The sequence below is a fragment of the Arthrobacter sp. D3-16 genome, from assembly GCF_054408515.1.
The window spans coordinates 1808598-1823023 of sequence record NZ_CP096437.1 but is presented as its reverse complement, the minus strand read 5'-3'; the positions used below and the strand labels follow the sequence as shown (position 1 = coordinate 1823023).

The following is a 14426-nucleotide window of genomic DNA, read 5'->3' as shown; positions in this document are numbered from 1 at the left end:
GGACTCTGCGTGCTGTGACATGTGTACTTACCTCTCGCTGGTGACGGTGACATCACTGAAAATCACTACTTGGACACTAACCGGTTTCACCGACGTTTTGTTCGCGCACCGTGGGCTGTTCGCTGACGGCGCACGATCGGCGGGCCCTTGCCGGGACACGCCCTGGGCCAAGGCAAAAGGCCCCCGGATCACCTGATCCGGGGGCCTTTCACATTGCCTTACAGCAGAGCACTGCGCCTGCAGTGAGGTACTGCGCTTGCCGAGGGGTACTAGGCCTTGGCCTCTGCCTTGTCTTCGTCAGCAGCAGCCTCAGGCGCTTTGGTTACGGCAGCTTCTTCGGTCTCCACGGCAGGAGCTTCTTCTTCGCCGCCGGGACGGACGAAGTCGCTGAGGTCAACAGCCTTGCCTTCGGTGTCGGTCACCGTGGCCTGGCCGAGGACGACTGCCAGTGCCTTGCGGCGGCGGACCTCGGAAACCATCATGGGGACCTGGCCGCTCTGATCAATGATCTGCGCGAACTGGTTGGGGTCCATGCCGTACTGGCTGGCCGTAGTAACGATGTAGTCGATCAGCTCGTTCTGGCTGACGTTGACTTCTTCCTTTTCGGCGATGGCGTCCAGGATGATCTCGTTCTGGAAGGCGCGGGCGGTGTTGGCCCGGACCTCTTCGCGGTGCTCCTCGGTGTCGTGCTCGCCTTCACCGTGGCCGTTGCCCTCCTTGAAGTGGGCTTCGAGCTGCTCTTCCACCACTGAATCCGGAACGGGAACCTCTACCAGCTCAACGAGCTTGTCCAGGACCTTGTCGCGGGCTTCGACGCCCTGCTCTACGACCTTGGAGTCTGCGGCCTGCTTGGCCAGGTCTTCGCGGAGCTCGGCCAGGGTGTCGAATTCGGAAGCCAACTGGGCAAAGTCGTCATTGGCCTCGGGGAGTTCGCGCTCCTTGACGGCCTTCACAACCACCTTGACCTGCGCTTCTTCACCGGCGTGGTCGCCGCCCACCAGGGTGGTGTTGAAGATGGCGTCCTCGTCGATGCTGAGCCCGGTCACGGCTTCATCGAGGCCTTCGAGCATGGTGCCCGAGCCAACCTGGTAGGACAGTCCGGCAGCGGAGTCCACCTCTTCGCCATCAATGGTGGCGGTGATGTCGATGGTGAGGAAGTCGCCGTCGGCAGCCGGACGGTCCACGGACTTCAGCGTGCCGAAGCGGCCGCGCAGTTCATCAAGAGCCTTGTCAACGTCCTCGTCCGAGGACTGGGCTGCAGCAACCTCAACCTGGATGCCGGCGTAGTCGGGCAGCTCGATCTCGGGGCGGACATCAACCTCGGCAGCGAACTTCAGGCCGCCATCCGTGGCGGAGGGATCCGGAACCTCGGTGATCTCCACCTCGGGACGGCTCAGGGGCCGGATGCCGGATTCCTGGACAGCAGCCTGGTACCAGCCGTTGAGGCCTTCGTTGATGGCCGTCTCCAGGACGTAGCCGCGGCCGACGCGCTGGTCGATCAGCTTTGCGGGGACCTTGCCCTTACGGAAGCCAGGGACCTGGATCTGCGAAGCAACGGTCTTGTAGGCCGAGTCGATGCTGGGCTTCAATTCCTCAAAGGGGACCTCAACATTGAGCTTGACCCGCGTGGGGGTGAGGTTCTCGACAGCGCTCTTCACGGTCTAAGTACTCCTGGGATTGTGGGATGGGTTTCTGCAAACGCAATGTTGTGTCCAGGCCGAGAGGTCCGGGCCGCAGAGTCGGGGTGACAGGATTTGAACCTGCGACTTCCTGCTCCCAAAGCAGGCGCTCTAGCCAAGCTGAGCTACACCCCGTAAGTGCACAGGCAAGTCTACGGTCATACGCGCCAAGTTTGCACATTTGACACGTACCCCATGAATTAGGTTTAGTTATATCCGGCTTGAACAGCCAGCCCGAAGTTGCCAGACTGCGAGCGCCTCACGGCCTTACAGCTGGACCTTCTTTGGGGACGTAGCTTAATGGTAAAGCCTCAGTCTTCCAAACTGATTACGCGGGTTCGATTCCCGTCGTCCCCTCCAAGAACACCAAAAAGGCCCCTCAGTGAGGGGCCTTTTTGTATTTCAGTACTTTCCAGGAAGCCGCGCCTGGTGCGGCTAGGACTGCTGGCAGTAAGGGCACCAGTACAGCTTGCGTGCCACCAGTTCGGCCATCAGCACCGTGGTGCCGCACACCCGGCACGGCAGCCCGTTGCGTTTGTACACAAAATGGGCATTCTCCCTGGCCGGGAAGGTGTCGCTCTTGAGCGCAGCTACGGCGGCCGCAGCCTTGGCCGGCTTGCCGTTTCCGGACCAAAATCTCGGCGTGGTGGTGATAATCCTGCCGTCCACCACGCCGTCGCCCATCACGGAGACGACGTCGCGCCACAGCTTGCGTGCCTCCGCGTCCGGAACATCGGAGCCGGGCAGCCACGGATTGAGCCGACGCCGGAAAAGAACTTCAGCGCGGTACACGTTTCCCACTCCGGCAATGACCTTCTGGTCCATCAGCAGCGCGGCCACGGGGGTTTTACGGCTTTGAAGATTCGCGGCGAAACGGCCGGCGTCCCCCGGCGGTTGACCAGTGGATCCGGGCCAAGCCGTGCCAGCACGGCGTCGGCCTCTGCAACGCTGATGGTTTCGCAGGTTGTGGCCCCGCGCAGGTCCGCCCAGCCATTGCTGCCCACGATCCGGACACGCACTGCCCCTACCGGATCCGGCGGGCCGGCATACCCACCGGAGTCATCGTCGTCGCCACCAAAGGTTTCCTGCTCCCCCACCCGGCGCGGGGCACCAATGCTGGAGGACCCTGCAAAAGTGCTGTCTCCGCCAAAGGTCCACGCCCCATAGAGGCCCAGATGGACGTGCAGTACCAGCGAGTGGTCGAAGTGCAGGAACAGGTGTTTCCCGTGGGCCTCTGCGGCAACAAGGGTGTGCCCGTCCAGCAGCGCGGCTCCCCCGGTGAACCGGCCCTGCGGACTGGACACAGCGAGCCGCTGGCCGTTGAAAACGTCCCCGAACTGCCGCGCCAGGCGCCGGAGGGTATGCCCTTCCGGCACTACTCGATGACCTCGCCGGTAGTTTCATAGGCAGCGATTTTGCCGATCCTGCGCACGTGGCGCTCATCGTTGCTGAAGGGCTCCGCCAGGAATGCTTCGATCAGCTCCGTTGCTTCCTCCACACTGTGCTGGCGGCCGCCCACGGCCACCACATTCGCGTCGTTGTGCTCGCGGGCGAGGGTGGCGGTGGAGTGGTTCCATGCCAGGGCTGCCCTGACACCCTTTACTTTGTTGGCTGCAATCTGTTCCCCATTTCCTGATCCCCCCAGCACAATGCCCAAAGCGTGGACACCGGCCTGCTGGTCCGCGACCACGGCCAGGGCGGCGTTGATGCAGAACGAGGGGTAGTCGTCCTGGGCGTCGTAGACCTTCGGACCGTGGTCCACCACCTCGTAGCCCTTGGCCGTCAGGTGGGTGACCAGGTGGGCGCTGAGTTCCATGCCGGCGTGGTCGGTGGCGATGTGTACCCGCGGGAAGGCAGGGGAAGAAGTCACAAGCAGAATCCGTTCGGTGTGGGCGCTGGGGGCCGGCACGAAGGGTGCAGGCCGGGGTGAACAACACGGACAAGAATACTAGGACTCCGGCTGGCCGGCCGCGGAGGGACCGCTGCCGCCACGGGCCCGTGCCGCCACGCGCGTGAGGACTTCGGCCAGCCGTGCCGCCGAGGCCTGGCTTCCGCCGCTCACCGCAAGGCTTTGCCCATCGGTCTTTTTCACCACGACGGCGGGGCCGCTGCTGACCAGCATGGCGGCCGTTCCGCTGTGGTGCCGGTAGCCCCAGCCGCCGTAGTCTGCGGCGCGGACATCGGCTGCTTTCGCCACGGAAATGGCGCCTGCGGGGACATCCATAACAGGCACGACGCCGGCCAGCAGGACTTTTAGCCCGCGCCGGTCCGCCTTGATCCGGGCACAGAGGAAAGCCGCACCGACGACAGCCAGGACCACCAGCAACACTCCGAGCCAGGGCACGGCGATGGCAATCAGCGCGGCCGGGAACAGCGACGCTATGCCGATCATGACGAAGACAGAGCTGCGGGCGTGAACCCAAAGCCGGATGGTATCCCGGGACAGATCAGGGTCCAGCTCCCTGGCGATGGCAAGCTGGAGGGCCTTGTCGTCGTCCGCGGACCATTGCTGGTCCGCCTTGTAGACGAAGGCGATGATAACGCCGAGGGACACAGCGGCCCCGCTTCCGAGCGCAAGGACAGTGAGGTCCACCCTGGACTCGCGGGCGTCCGCCAGGCCAGCCTGGCCAACGAGGCCGGCAGCCAGGGCGGTGGCAACGAAGAGGCACAGGAACATTCCGGCGCCCATCATGATCCGGCGCATGGGCACCGGCCTGCTGACCGGCAGCGCCTGGGAGAGGACCAGCCAGCCGGCGGCCACAATCATCAGGGCGCCCCCAGTGACATAGGCGGCAAAGGGCGCGAAGGCGGCGCCGCCGTCGTCATTCCATCGAATGGCCAGCGGCTCAGGAAGGTCCGGCCGAAGCAGAAAAGCACAGACCACGAAAGCGGCTCCAACCACCACCGGGAACCCCGCCACGAAGCGCAGGGCCTTAGTGTCCACCGACTCCATGAACTTCCCCATGTTTTTAACGCTACTCCCGCCGCAGGCCAATGGCTTCCCACCAGTCTCCATACCCACTGTGAGCGGCGCTACTTGTTCGGGGGTGAAGGAATGCAAGAATGATCAGTGCCGCCGCTGGGCACCGCCAGCCGGCTGACGCACTTATTCTGGAGGCCCCACTTTGCCAGGTATGAATCTGACACGCGCTGAAGCCAGCGGGCGTGCCGAACTGATCACCGTCCAGTCCTACGAGGTCAGCCTGGACCTGACCCTCGGCGGGAAGGTCTTTGGCAGCACCACCACGGTGAAGTTCAGCGCGAAGCCGGGATCCTCCACGTTCATTGACGCCGTCACCGCCGCCGTTCACAGCGTGACGCTCAACGGCCGCAGCCTTGATCCGGGCGCCGTCTCGGACGGAATAAGGATCCAGCTGCCGGACCTCGCGGAGGCTAACGAGCTCACCATCGTGGCGGATGCTCCATACATGAATACCGGCGAAGGCCTCCACCGGTTCGTGGACCCCGTGGACAACGAGGTCTACCTCTACACTCAGTTCGAGGTTCCCGATTCGCGCAGGATGTTTGCGGTGTTCGAGCAGCCGGACCTGAAGGCTGCCTTCACCTTCACGGTCACCGCACCCTCGCACTGGGATGTCATCTCCAACTCCCCCACCCCGGTGCCTGTGGAGACCACCCCGGGGGACGACGGCGGTGCCCGCTCCGTGTGGTCCTTCTCCCCCACTCCGCGCCTGTCCTCCTATGTCACCGCCCTGATCGCCGGGCCGTACCAGTCCGTGCGCAGCGAGGTAACGAGCTCTGACGGCAGGATCATCCCGCTGGGAGTCTTCGCCCGGAAGTCGCTGATGCAGTACCTCGACGCGGAGAACATTTTCGAGCTGACCCGGCAGGGCTTTAAATTCTTCGAGGCGCAGTTCGGCTGCCCCTACCCCTTCGAGAAATACGACCAGCTCTTCGTTCCGGAGTTCAACGCCGGCGCCATGGAGAACGCCGGGGCCGTGACCATCCTTGAGGGCTACGTCTTCCGCAGCAAGGTCACGGAAGCCCAGATCGAACGCCGGGCCATCACCGTCCTCCACGAGCTCGCACATATGTGGTTCGGCGACCTGGTGACCATGCGCTGGTGGAACGATTTGTGGCTCAACGAGTCCTTCGCCGAGTACATGTCGCACCTCGCGGCCGTCGAAGCGACCTCATTCACGAGCGCGTGGACCACCTTCGCGTCGGTGGAAAAGTCATGGGCGTACCGCCAGGACCAGCTGCCCACCACCCATCCAATCTTCGCCGAGATCAACGACCTCCAGGACGTTGAGGTGAACTTCGACGGCATCACGTACGCGAAAGGCGCCTCTGTCCTGCGCCAGCTGGTGGCCTGGGTGGGGCCGGAGCAGTTTATGGCCGGCGTACGGGAGTATTTCGCCAAGTACGCCTGGCAGAACACGGAGCTGAGCGACCTCCTGGTAGAGCTGGAGAAAGCCAGCGGCCGCGACCTGGACGAATGGGGCCGGCAATGGCTGGAGACCTCAGGCGTGAACACCCTCAGGCCTGAGCTGGCCGTGGACAGCGACGGCCGGCTGACTTCCTTTGCGATTCTGCAGACCGCAGTTGAGGAGTGGCCTACCATCCGTCCTCACCGGCTGGCGGTGGGCTTCTACAACCTGGACGACGCCGGAAAGCTCGAGCGGGTGCACCGCGAAGAACTGGACGTTGACGGCAGGCGCACCGAGGTCCCGGAGCTGGTCGGTTTGGCGCAGCCGGACCTGATCCTGGTAAACGACGACGACCTCGCCTACGCCAAGGTCCGGCTCGATGAGAAGTCGCTGGCCACCGCTACCGCCCACCTGAAGGACTTCAGCCAAAGCCTGCCGCGGACCCTGGTGTGGAACTCCGCCTGGGATGCTGCCCGGGATGGCGAAACGCCCGCCCGGCGCTACGTTGAACTGATCCTTGCCAACGTGGCCGCGGAGTCCGATTCGTCGGTGATCCTGGTCCAGCTCCGCCAACTGGCCACCACCCTGAGCTTCTATGTGGCCGAGGAGCACCGCGAGGCCACGGCCGTGGCTGCAGCGGACCGGCTGTGGGAGCTGGCGTCCGAGGTGCCCGGCGGCTCGGACGCGCAGCTGCAGTTCGTGAAATCCTTTGCCCTGCTGGCGCGCAGTGGAAGCCAGCTGGACACAGTGGCCGGCCTTCTCGACGGCTCGCTGGTTTTGGACGGGCTGACTGTTGACCAGGACCTGCGCTGGGAGCTGGTGACTTCGCTGGTGGTGGGCGGCCGGCTGGCGCAGGATGGCATCGATGCCGAACTGGCGCGGGACAACACCTCCAGCGGGCAGAACGCGGCTGCCCAGGCAAAAGCGGCGATCCCCACTCCCGAAGCAAAGGCCGCAGCCTGGGATTCGATCGTGGTTCAAGGCGAACTCTCCAACGCCCTTCAAGGGTCGGCGGTGACCGGCTTCATGCGGGTCCTGGACAGATCCCTGCTGGAGCCGTATGCGGAGAAGTATTTCGAGGCAGTGCCGGGAATAGTGGAAACCAGGACCCACGCGCTTGCCCAGCAGATCGTCGTCGGGCTCTACCCCGCGTTGCTGACCACCCAGGCCACCATTGACCGTACCGACGGCTTCCTGGCCGCGCTCCCGCCACAGGGCGCCGCCCTTCGGCGGATGATGCTGGAAAACCGCGACGGCGTTGCACGGGCTTTGCGCGCACGCGCCGCTGACGTCCTTCCGGGCGAGGCAGGGCCGGCGTTGTGACGCTGAGCGAGCACCGCTATGCACTGACCGTCCAGTGGACCGGCAACCTGGGCGGGGGAACGTCGTCGTACCGGGGCTACTCCCGGGACCACGACATCCTGATTCCCGGGCTGCCTGCGCTCCACGGCTCAGCCGACCCCACATTTCACGGCGACAAGGAGCGCTATAACCCGGAGCAACTGCTCCTGGCTGCCCTTGCCCAGTGCCACATGCTGTCCTTCCTGCATGTTGCGGTGAAGCACGGCGTCGTGGTGACGGACTACCGCGACGAGGCAACCGGGCTGATGAAGCTCAACCGGGACGGCAGCGGCCAGTTCGAGAGTGTGACGCTGCGCCCGCAGGTGACGGTGGCGGACGAGCGTCACCTGGAGCTGGCCGGGCAGCTCCACCATGAGGCCAACCAGCTGTGCTTTATCGCCCGTAGCGTGAACTTCCCGGTGGAGCATGCCCCCGTCACGGTGGCCGGATAGCGCTCACCAGGGTTGTTCTTGGCTGCCGGGGCCCGCAGTTCACACCCCGGCCCGCAGGATGCCGACCAGCCGTGCTTCCGTTTCCGGCGCCAGGCCGGCTTTCCGGGGCCTGTCCAGCCTGCGCCGGCGTTCGTCGGCCAGCGTGTCTGCCAGTGTCTCCTGCCACGGCCGGATCCGCAGCCCGGCGCCCACCGCGGCTTTGTTGCTCCTGGCCATAAACCCCTCGTGCCCGGGCGGGAGCCACAGCGGCAGCGAATCGGGCCCGGCCCAGTAGCTGACGCCCTGGTCCGCCAGCCAGTCCTCAGGCGCGGGAACCACTTCGCCGTCATGGCCCGCTGCCGCCCGGGACGCGCTGATGTACTCGCCGAAGGGGACCTTGGCGCCTAGCGCGTTCAGCGCCCCGGTGATCCGCTGTTCTGCGGCGAGCAGGATCCAGGCGGCCAGGTCGCGTACGTCGATGACCTGGGTTGCGTGGCTGCCGATACCGGGAACGATGGCAGGGCTGCTGTCCCTGGCAAACCGGGCGGGCCAGTAACCGTAGCGGTCCGAGCCGTCGCCTGGCCCCCCAATCAGGCCTGCACGGCACAGGTGGGCCTTCCCGCCTGCCGCTGCGAGGGTTTCCGCCTCGATGGCGGCTTTTGACTCACCGTAATTTTCCGGCGTGGAAGGAATGCCCGGAGTCAGGGCCGGGAGCAGGGCGGCGTTTTCGGCGGCACCGGGAACTGAAGCATCGGCGTAGACGGAGCAGCTGGAGACGAAAGTCCAGTGGGCCGCCCGGCCTGCGAGGGCGTCCAGCGCCAGGGACGCGGGCACCGGATCGCGGGCGACGTCGATGACCTCATCCCACTCCCCGTCAACCCCGTTGTAGGCTTCTGCACCCAGCAAGCGGTCTGCTTTCAGCCAAGCCGCTCCCTCTGGCGGATCAGCAGCCGAGCCGCGGGCAAGGCAGGTTACGTCATGCCCCACAGCGACGGCCTGGCGGACGATTTCTGCGGACAGGAAGGCGGTTCCGCCGAGGACAAGAATGCGCATGCGGTTACGCTACGGCGCTAGGGTTGAAGGAGAACAGAGCCTTCCGCGCCGGGCGTAACCGGTGCTCCGGCCCCCGCATCCCGGCGCCGCCGGGGAACCCCAGGAGTATTTCCCCCCTATGGTCAGTATGTTGTCCATCATTCCTTCCGCCGCCACCGAACCGGACGGCATCAGCATCACGGGCATCGTGATCAGCGTCGGCGTGGGCGTTACCGTTTGGCTGGTTGCCACCTTTGTCATCTCCCGCATCACCAGCCGGGTGGCAGCGGGCAGCAATTTTTTCAAGAGGCCGACCTTCAAGTGGGCGGCACCGGCACTGCGGGCACTGGACCACGAACGGCGGGTGCAACGCGCTGAAACCATCGGGTCGCTGCTGAACAGCATCGTCGGTGTGCTGGTGGTGGTGATCACCAGCATGTACGTCCTGCAGAACCTGGACATCAATATCGCGCCCCTCCTCACCAGCGTGGGCATCCTGGGTGTGGCCATCGGTTTTGGTGCCCAGCAGCTGATCCGTGACTTCCTGGCCGGGATTTTTATTACCATTGAAGACCAGTACGGAATCGGCGATGTGATCGAAACCAGCGAGGTTGTTGGCGTTGTGGAGTCCATGGGCCTGCGCATTACGCGCGTTCGGTCCGACGACGGCGCCATCTGGTACCTCCGCAACGGCGAAATACTCCGCGTCGGCAACCGTTCGCAGGGCAATTACGTGCCGCTGCACGAGTCGCCGGACGGAACCACCGACCAGGGAACCGATCACGCCGAACCCAAAAAGACGGACCAGAAGGCCGGAGACTAGCAAATGACAATACCCATCGAACCGCAGCGGCCCCGTCAGCTGATGCAGAACGATCCGTTCAGCCAGCCCGGATACACCGACAACTTTTTTGACGCTGTGGGCGGCCACGAAACCTTCGTCAAGCTGATCGATGTCTTTTACGACGGCGTGGCGACGGATCCGCTGCTGCGGCCGATGTACCCCGAAGAGGACCTCGTGCCGGCCAAGCGCAGGTTCCTGATGTTCCTGGAGCAGTACTGGGGCGGGCCCACTACCTATGGGGAAGAGCGCGGCCATCCCCGGCTGCGCATGCGCCACATGCCCTTCCAAGTGACGCCCGAGGCCAAGGAACGCTGGCTCTTCCATATGCGGACAGCTGTGGACGCACTGGAACTTCCGCCCCTGTACGAGGGAACCCTCTGGGACTACATGGAGCGCGCAGCCTTGTCGATGGTGAACAGCCCGGCCGGGCAGTGACCCAATTGCCTGCGGCAGCAGCAGTGGCTGCCGCAGGCAACCAGGCCGCAGCGACCTGCCGTTAGAGCAGTGCGCTTCCCGTGCGGGCGAGGACGTGTCCGCGCGGCCCGGTGAGGCGGAACCAGCGGCCGGCGCGGTAAAGCTTCTGGTCGCCGTCGGCGAGGAAGCCCAGGACCAGGGCTGCGAACGCGGCCCCTGCCGGAAGTCCGGAGTCATCAAGTTCCCTGCCCCAGACGGCGGCCCGGGCGTTGTTGACGATCAGCGCGCCGGGCTTGTCCGGCACGATTCCGGCCACTTCAGTGATGCCCGCCTCCGCGGCGCGGCGCAGCTCTGCATCGCTGCGTGAGCCCAGCAGTTCCCATCCGCTCCTGGGGGCGCCAACGCCGGTCCATGACTCGGTGACGGTGGACGGCGGAACCGGCAGTTCGACGTCGTCCTCCCCCGCCCGCGCGAGCCGGTCCAGCACAGCCGCGAGGGGGACGGTGGCGTCCGTCGCGGACGGCTGAGCCAGTGCCATGGTGCGCAGTCCAAGGATGGTGGGAGTGGATTCACCCAGCACCCGTGGCCGCAGCACGCACACGTACGCGGCGAGGACGGAACCCGCGGCCTGAAGGCGGATGGCGCCGTCGTCAACGGATTTGGCGCGGGTGGCGAAGGTCTTCAGGTCTGCGAGATCCCGGGGATCGGCGAAACGGAAGGACGAGGTGAGTAGATCAGACACACCAAGAACACTACCGGCTGCACCTTTGTTGAGCAGTGCCGGGGCGCCGTCTAGAGTCGAACCATGACTGAAGCCGACGCCGAACTCCTGGCGCTCCCCAGCGGAGACCCCACCTCATCGCTCATCTCCCTTCTTGACCTTGGTGAGCTGGAAGGCGCCCGGACGGACGAGGACATCTTCCTGGGCCCGTCACAGCAGCAGCCCCATCACCGGGTCTTCGGCGGCCAAGTACTGGCACAGTCACTCATTGCCTCCATCAGGACTGTGGACCCGAACCGTTTTGTCCATTCCATGCACGGTTATTTCCTGCGCCCCGGCGATGCGAACAAGCCCATCACCTTCGGCGTGCAGCGCCTGCGTGATGGCAGGTCCTTTTCCGCCCGCCGCGTCCATGCGTACCAGGAAGGCGTGCCGATCCTGTCGATGATCGCTTCCTTCCAGGGCGAGGACGAAGGACTTGAGCACGAGTCGGTGATGCCCAGCGGGATTCCTGACCCCGAGTCGCTGCCCAGCACGGCGGACCTGCTGGGAAAGTTCGACCATCCGGTGGCCCGGCACTGGGCGTATGAGCGGCCCTTCGACATCCGGCACGTTGATCCCCCGCTGTACGTGTCAGCAAAGGGTGAGCGCGAAGCACGCAATGCCGTGTGGATGAAAACCTTCGGCCCCATGCCCGACAATCCCAACCTGCACCGCGCGGCCCTGGCCTACGCCAGCGACTACACGCTGTTGGAATCGATCCTTCGACGCCACGGGCTGAGCTGGATCACTCCCGGGATGAACGTTGCCAGCCTGGACCACGCCATGTGGTGGCACCGCCCGGCCCGGGTGGACGAGTGGCTGCTGTACGTCCAGGAGTCGCCGAGTGCCCAGGGCGCACGCGGACTGGCGACGGGCAAGATCTTCAACCAGGCAGGCCAGCACGTTGCCTCGGTGGCGCAGGAAGGGATGGTCCGCGTGCCCACCGACCTGAAGAACAAGGTGGTGGGCGCTTTCCAGTCCAAGGTCATGGAGCACCAGATCCGCAAGGCTGTCCGGGACTAGCCCCGCTGAATTATCCCCGTTAACGCGCAAACAGGCCGGCACCCTTGGGTGCCGGCCTGTTTGTCACTGCTGCGTCCGCGCCTGCTGCCAGGCGGGTTGGCTTGGCCGGGGTTGCCTCAGTCAGTCGCGGGTGAGGCGGCGGTGCGTGACCCGGTGCGGCTTTGCCGCGTCCGGACCCAGCCGCTCCACCTTGTTCTCCTCATAGGATTCGAAGTTGCCCTCGAACCAGTACCACTTGGACGGGTTTTCCTCGTCGCCTTCGTAGGCCAAGATGTGCGTGGCCACCCGGTCCAGGAACCAGCGGTCGTGCGAAACCACCACGGCGCAGCCCGGGAATTCCAGCAGTGCGTTTTCCAGGCTGCTGAGGGTTTCGACGTCGAGGTCGTTAGTGGGTTCGTCGAGGAGCAGCAGGTTTCCGCCCTGCTTGAGGGTCAAGGCAAGGTTCAGGCGGTTGCGCTCACCACCGGAGAGCACGCCGGCCTTCTTCTGCTGGTCCGGGCCCTTGAATCCGAAAGCGGCAACGTAGGCACGCGAAGGCATTTCCACGTGGCCGACCTGGATGAAGTCCAGGCCGTCCGAGACGACCTCCCACAGGGTCTTGTTGGGGTCGATGCCGCCGCGGCTCTGGTCCGCGTAGGAGATCTTGACGGAGTCACCGATCTTCAGGTCGCCGCCGTCGAGCGGCTCCAATCCGACGATGGTCTTGAAGAGCGTGGTCTTGCCGACGCCGTTGGGGCCGATGACACCAACAATGCCGTTGCGGGGCAGGCTGAAGGACAGGCCGTCGATCAGGGTCCGGTCCTCGAAGCCCTTCTGCAGGTTCTTGGCCTCCAGCACCAGGCCGCCCAGGCGGGGTCCTGGCGGGATCTGGATTTCTTCGAAGTCAAGCTTGCGGGTCCGGTCTGCCTCTGCCGCCATTTCCTCGTAGCGGGCGAGACGGGCCTTGGACTTGGTCTGGCGGCCCTTGGCGTTGGACCGCACCCATTCCAGTTCCTCGCTGAGGCGCTTGGCCTGCTTGGCATCCTTTTTACCCTGGATTTCCAGGCGTGCCCGCTTCTTCTCCAGGTAGGTGGAGTAGTTGCCTTCGTAGGGGTACAGGTGGCCGCGGTCCACTTCGGCGATCCATTCGGCCACGTGGTCCAGGAAGTAACGGTCGTGGGTGACGGCCAGGACTGCGCCTGCGTACGTGGACAGGTGCTGTTCGAGCCACAGCACGCTCTCTGCATCCAGGTGGTTGGTGGGCTCGTCCAGGAGCAGCAGGTCCGGCTTCTGCAGGAGCAGCTTGCACAGGGCCACGCGGCGCCGCTCACCACCGGAAAGGTTTGTGACGTCGGCGTCCGCCGGTGGGCAGCGGAGCGCGTCCATGGCCTGCTCCAGCTGGGAGTCCAGGTCCCAGGCGTCTGCGGCGTCGATGGCTTCCTGCAGGTGGCCCATCTCTTCGAGGAGGGTGTCGTAGTCAGCATCGGGGCTGGCCATTTCCTCGGAGATTTCATTGAAGCGCTGGATCTTGCCGTAGATCTCCCCCACGCCTTCCTGGACGTTGCCCAGGACGGTTTTTTCTTCGTTCAGGGGTGGCTCCTGAAGGAGGATGCCCACGCTGTAGCCGGGGCTGAGCCGGGCCTCACCGTTGGAGGGGGTGTCCAGCCCGGCCATGATTTTGAGGATGGTGGACTTACCGGCACCGTTCGGGCCCACAACACCGATCTTGGCGCCGGGAAAGAAGGACATACTTACGTCGTCAAGAATGAGTTTTTCGCCAACGGCTTTGCGGGCCTTGGTCATTGTGTAGATAAATTCCGCCATGGTTCCAAATCTAGTGGGTTGGCGGGCATATCTCACATTCGGTGAACCAGGATCAGGAGCCTACGAAGCACTTGCCGCTGGCGAGTACCGGCAGGACAGTCACTGTGACGGCACCGTCACGGACCTGGCCGATGACACAGTCCCTGCCTTGAAGCACGGAGGCTTCGATGGCGTCGGCTTCCAGGCCGGTGGGGGTCCGGCTCTGGGAAACCTGCAAGGCAGCCGGGTTCAGTCCCGCTCCAGTCAGGGCTTCGGTCACCTGCGCGGTAGCGGGCTTGGGAGATCCCGCCGCCAGCCTGCCCAGGGCGTCCGTGACGGTCTTTCTGACCGTTTCGGTAGCGGCCTCCGGGCTACCAGCCAGTTGACCTCCGGATGTATCCGCCAGCGGCCCGGCAGAGGTCTCGGAGGACCCGGGTCCATTGGACGAGGCGGCAGTGGGTGACGCCGCAGTTGCCGGTTCAGCCACGCCAGGCTGGGCATCCGGCGCCCCGCCCACGCACCCTGACAAGGCAACTACCAGGGCGGCGCCAGTCGTGGCTGCCAGCAGGCGGTGTGCGGCAGCATGCCGTGAAGCGGAAGGAGCGGCCGACGATGCGCCGGCCGTACTGTTCTGCCGGTGGTCGGGGCTGGTCCGCATGGTGTCATTCTGCCACGTGGTCGGGAGGACGTTTCACAGCCTGGGCGGGCAGGGCGCGGCCGGGGGGT

At 65.0% G+C, this 14426-nt stretch carries 12 protein-coding genes, 2 tRNA genes and 1 pseudogene; 6 read left to right on the top strand and 9 right to left on the bottom strand.

The window, feature by feature from the left end:
- Positions 1–269: 269 nt before the first annotated feature.
- Together tig and M1D32_RS08720 are read right to left on the bottom strand one after the other, a co-directional pair.
- Positions 270–1658 (bottom strand): trigger factor, encoded by a 1389-nt coding sequence (gene tig, locus M1D32_RS08725; protein ID WP_458781833.1) that lies wholly within the window; start codon positions 1656–1658, stop codon positions 270–272.
- Positions 1659–1739: 81 nt separating this feature from the next.
- Positions 1740–1814 (bottom strand) — tRNA-Pro (locus M1D32_RS08720).
- Between the two features lie 151 nt (positions 1815–1965).
- Between M1D32_RS08720 and M1D32_RS08715 the strand changes: the two genes are divergently transcribed.
- Positions 1966–2039: transfer RNA gene (locus tag M1D32_RS08715), tRNA-Gly, on the top strand.
- A 75-nt stretch (positions 2040–2114) separates the two neighbouring features.
- On the opposite strand, the pseudogene M1D32_RS08710 reads toward M1D32_RS08715, so the two are convergent.
- The 3 genes and pseudogenes from M1D32_RS08710 to M1D32_RS08700 all read right to left on the bottom strand — a co-directional run bounded on the left by M1D32_RS08710 (position 2115) and on the right by M1D32_RS08700 (position 4644).
- A pseudogene (locus M1D32_RS08710) lies at positions 2115–3055 on the bottom strand (Fpg/Nei family DNA glycosylase).
- Positions 3055–3549 (bottom strand): ribose-5-phosphate isomerase, encoded by a 495-nt coding sequence (locus M1D32_RS08705; RefSeq protein WP_458781832.1) that lies wholly within the window; start codon positions 3547–3549, stop codon positions 3055–3057. The pseudogene M1D32_RS08710 and the gene M1D32_RS08705 overlap by 1 nt, the downstream one beginning before the upstream one ends.
- A gap of 78 nt (positions 3550–3627) precedes the next feature.
- On the bottom strand, positions 3628–4644 hold the full coding sequence (locus M1D32_RS08700; RefSeq protein ID WP_458781831.1) for a hypothetical protein: 1017 nt from the start codon (positions 4642–4644) through the stop codon (positions 3628–3630).
- A 169-nt stretch (positions 4645–4813) separates the two neighbouring features.
- Between M1D32_RS08700 and pepN the strand changes: the two genes are divergently transcribed.
- Together pepN and M1D32_RS08690 are read left to right on the top strand one after the other, a co-directional pair.
- Positions 4814–7393: an aminopeptidase N gene (gene pepN, locus M1D32_RS08695; protein ID WP_458781830.1), complete on the top strand. Its 2580-nt coding sequence runs from the start codon at positions 4814–4816 to the stop codon at positions 7391–7393.
- On the top strand, positions 7390–7863 hold the full coding sequence (locus tag M1D32_RS08690) for an OsmC family protein (protein WP_458781829.1): 474 nt from the start codon (positions 7390–7392) through the stop codon (positions 7861–7863). Before pepN ends, M1D32_RS08690 begins: the two co-directional genes overlap by 4 nt.
- Positions 7864–7902: 39 nt before the next feature.
- Here M1D32_RS08690 and M1D32_RS08685 read toward each other — a convergent pair whose 3' ends face one another.
- Complete coding sequence (locus M1D32_RS08685) at positions 7903–8895, bottom strand: NAD-dependent epimerase/dehydratase family protein (RefSeq protein ID WP_458781828.1); 993 nt, start codon at positions 8893–8895, stop codon at positions 7903–7905.
- A 118-nt stretch (positions 8896–9013) separates the two neighbouring features.
- Between M1D32_RS08685 and M1D32_RS08680 the strand changes: the two genes are divergently transcribed.
- Positions 9014–9697, top strand: coding sequence for a mechanosensitive ion channel family protein (locus tag M1D32_RS08680; protein ID WP_458781827.1), 684 nt, complete (start codon positions 9014–9016; stop codon positions 9695–9697).
- Between the two features lie 3 nt (positions 9698–9700).
- Positions 9701–10153, top strand: a complete 453-nt coding sequence (locus M1D32_RS08675) for a globin (RefSeq protein WP_458781826.1) — start codon at positions 9701–9703, stop codon at positions 10151–10153.
- Between the two features lie 61 nt (positions 10154–10214).
- Here the strand turns inward: M1D32_RS08675 and M1D32_RS08670 are convergent, their stop codons facing one another.
- Entirely contained in the window at positions 10215–10874 is a 660-nt protein-coding gene (locus tag M1D32_RS08670) for a hypothetical protein (RefSeq protein WP_458781825.1), read from the bottom strand.
- Between the two features lie 63 nt (positions 10875–10937).
- Here M1D32_RS08670 and M1D32_RS08665 point away from each other — a divergent pair, with 63 nt between their 5' ends.
- On the top strand, positions 10938–11918 hold the full coding sequence (locus M1D32_RS08665; RefSeq protein ID WP_458781824.1) for an acyl-CoA thioesterase: 981 nt from the start codon (positions 10938–10940) through the stop codon (positions 11916–11918).
- Between the two features lie 120 nt (positions 11919–12038).
- Here M1D32_RS08665 and ettA read toward each other — a convergent pair whose 3' ends face one another.
- The gene (gene ettA / locus M1D32_RS08660) at positions 12039–13721 is read right to left on the bottom strand and encodes an energy-dependent translational throttle protein EttA (RefSeq protein WP_163164096.1); all 1683 of its coding nucleotides are present in this window, start codon (positions 13719–13721) and stop codon (positions 12039–12041) included.
- A 52-nt stretch (positions 13722–13773) separates the two neighbouring features.
- The gene (locus M1D32_RS08655) at positions 13774–14358 is read right to left on the bottom strand and encodes a DUF6993 domain-containing protein (protein WP_458781823.1); all 585 of its coding nucleotides are present in this window, start codon (positions 14356–14358) and stop codon (positions 13774–13776) included.
- Positions 14359–14426 lie beyond the last annotated feature (68 nt).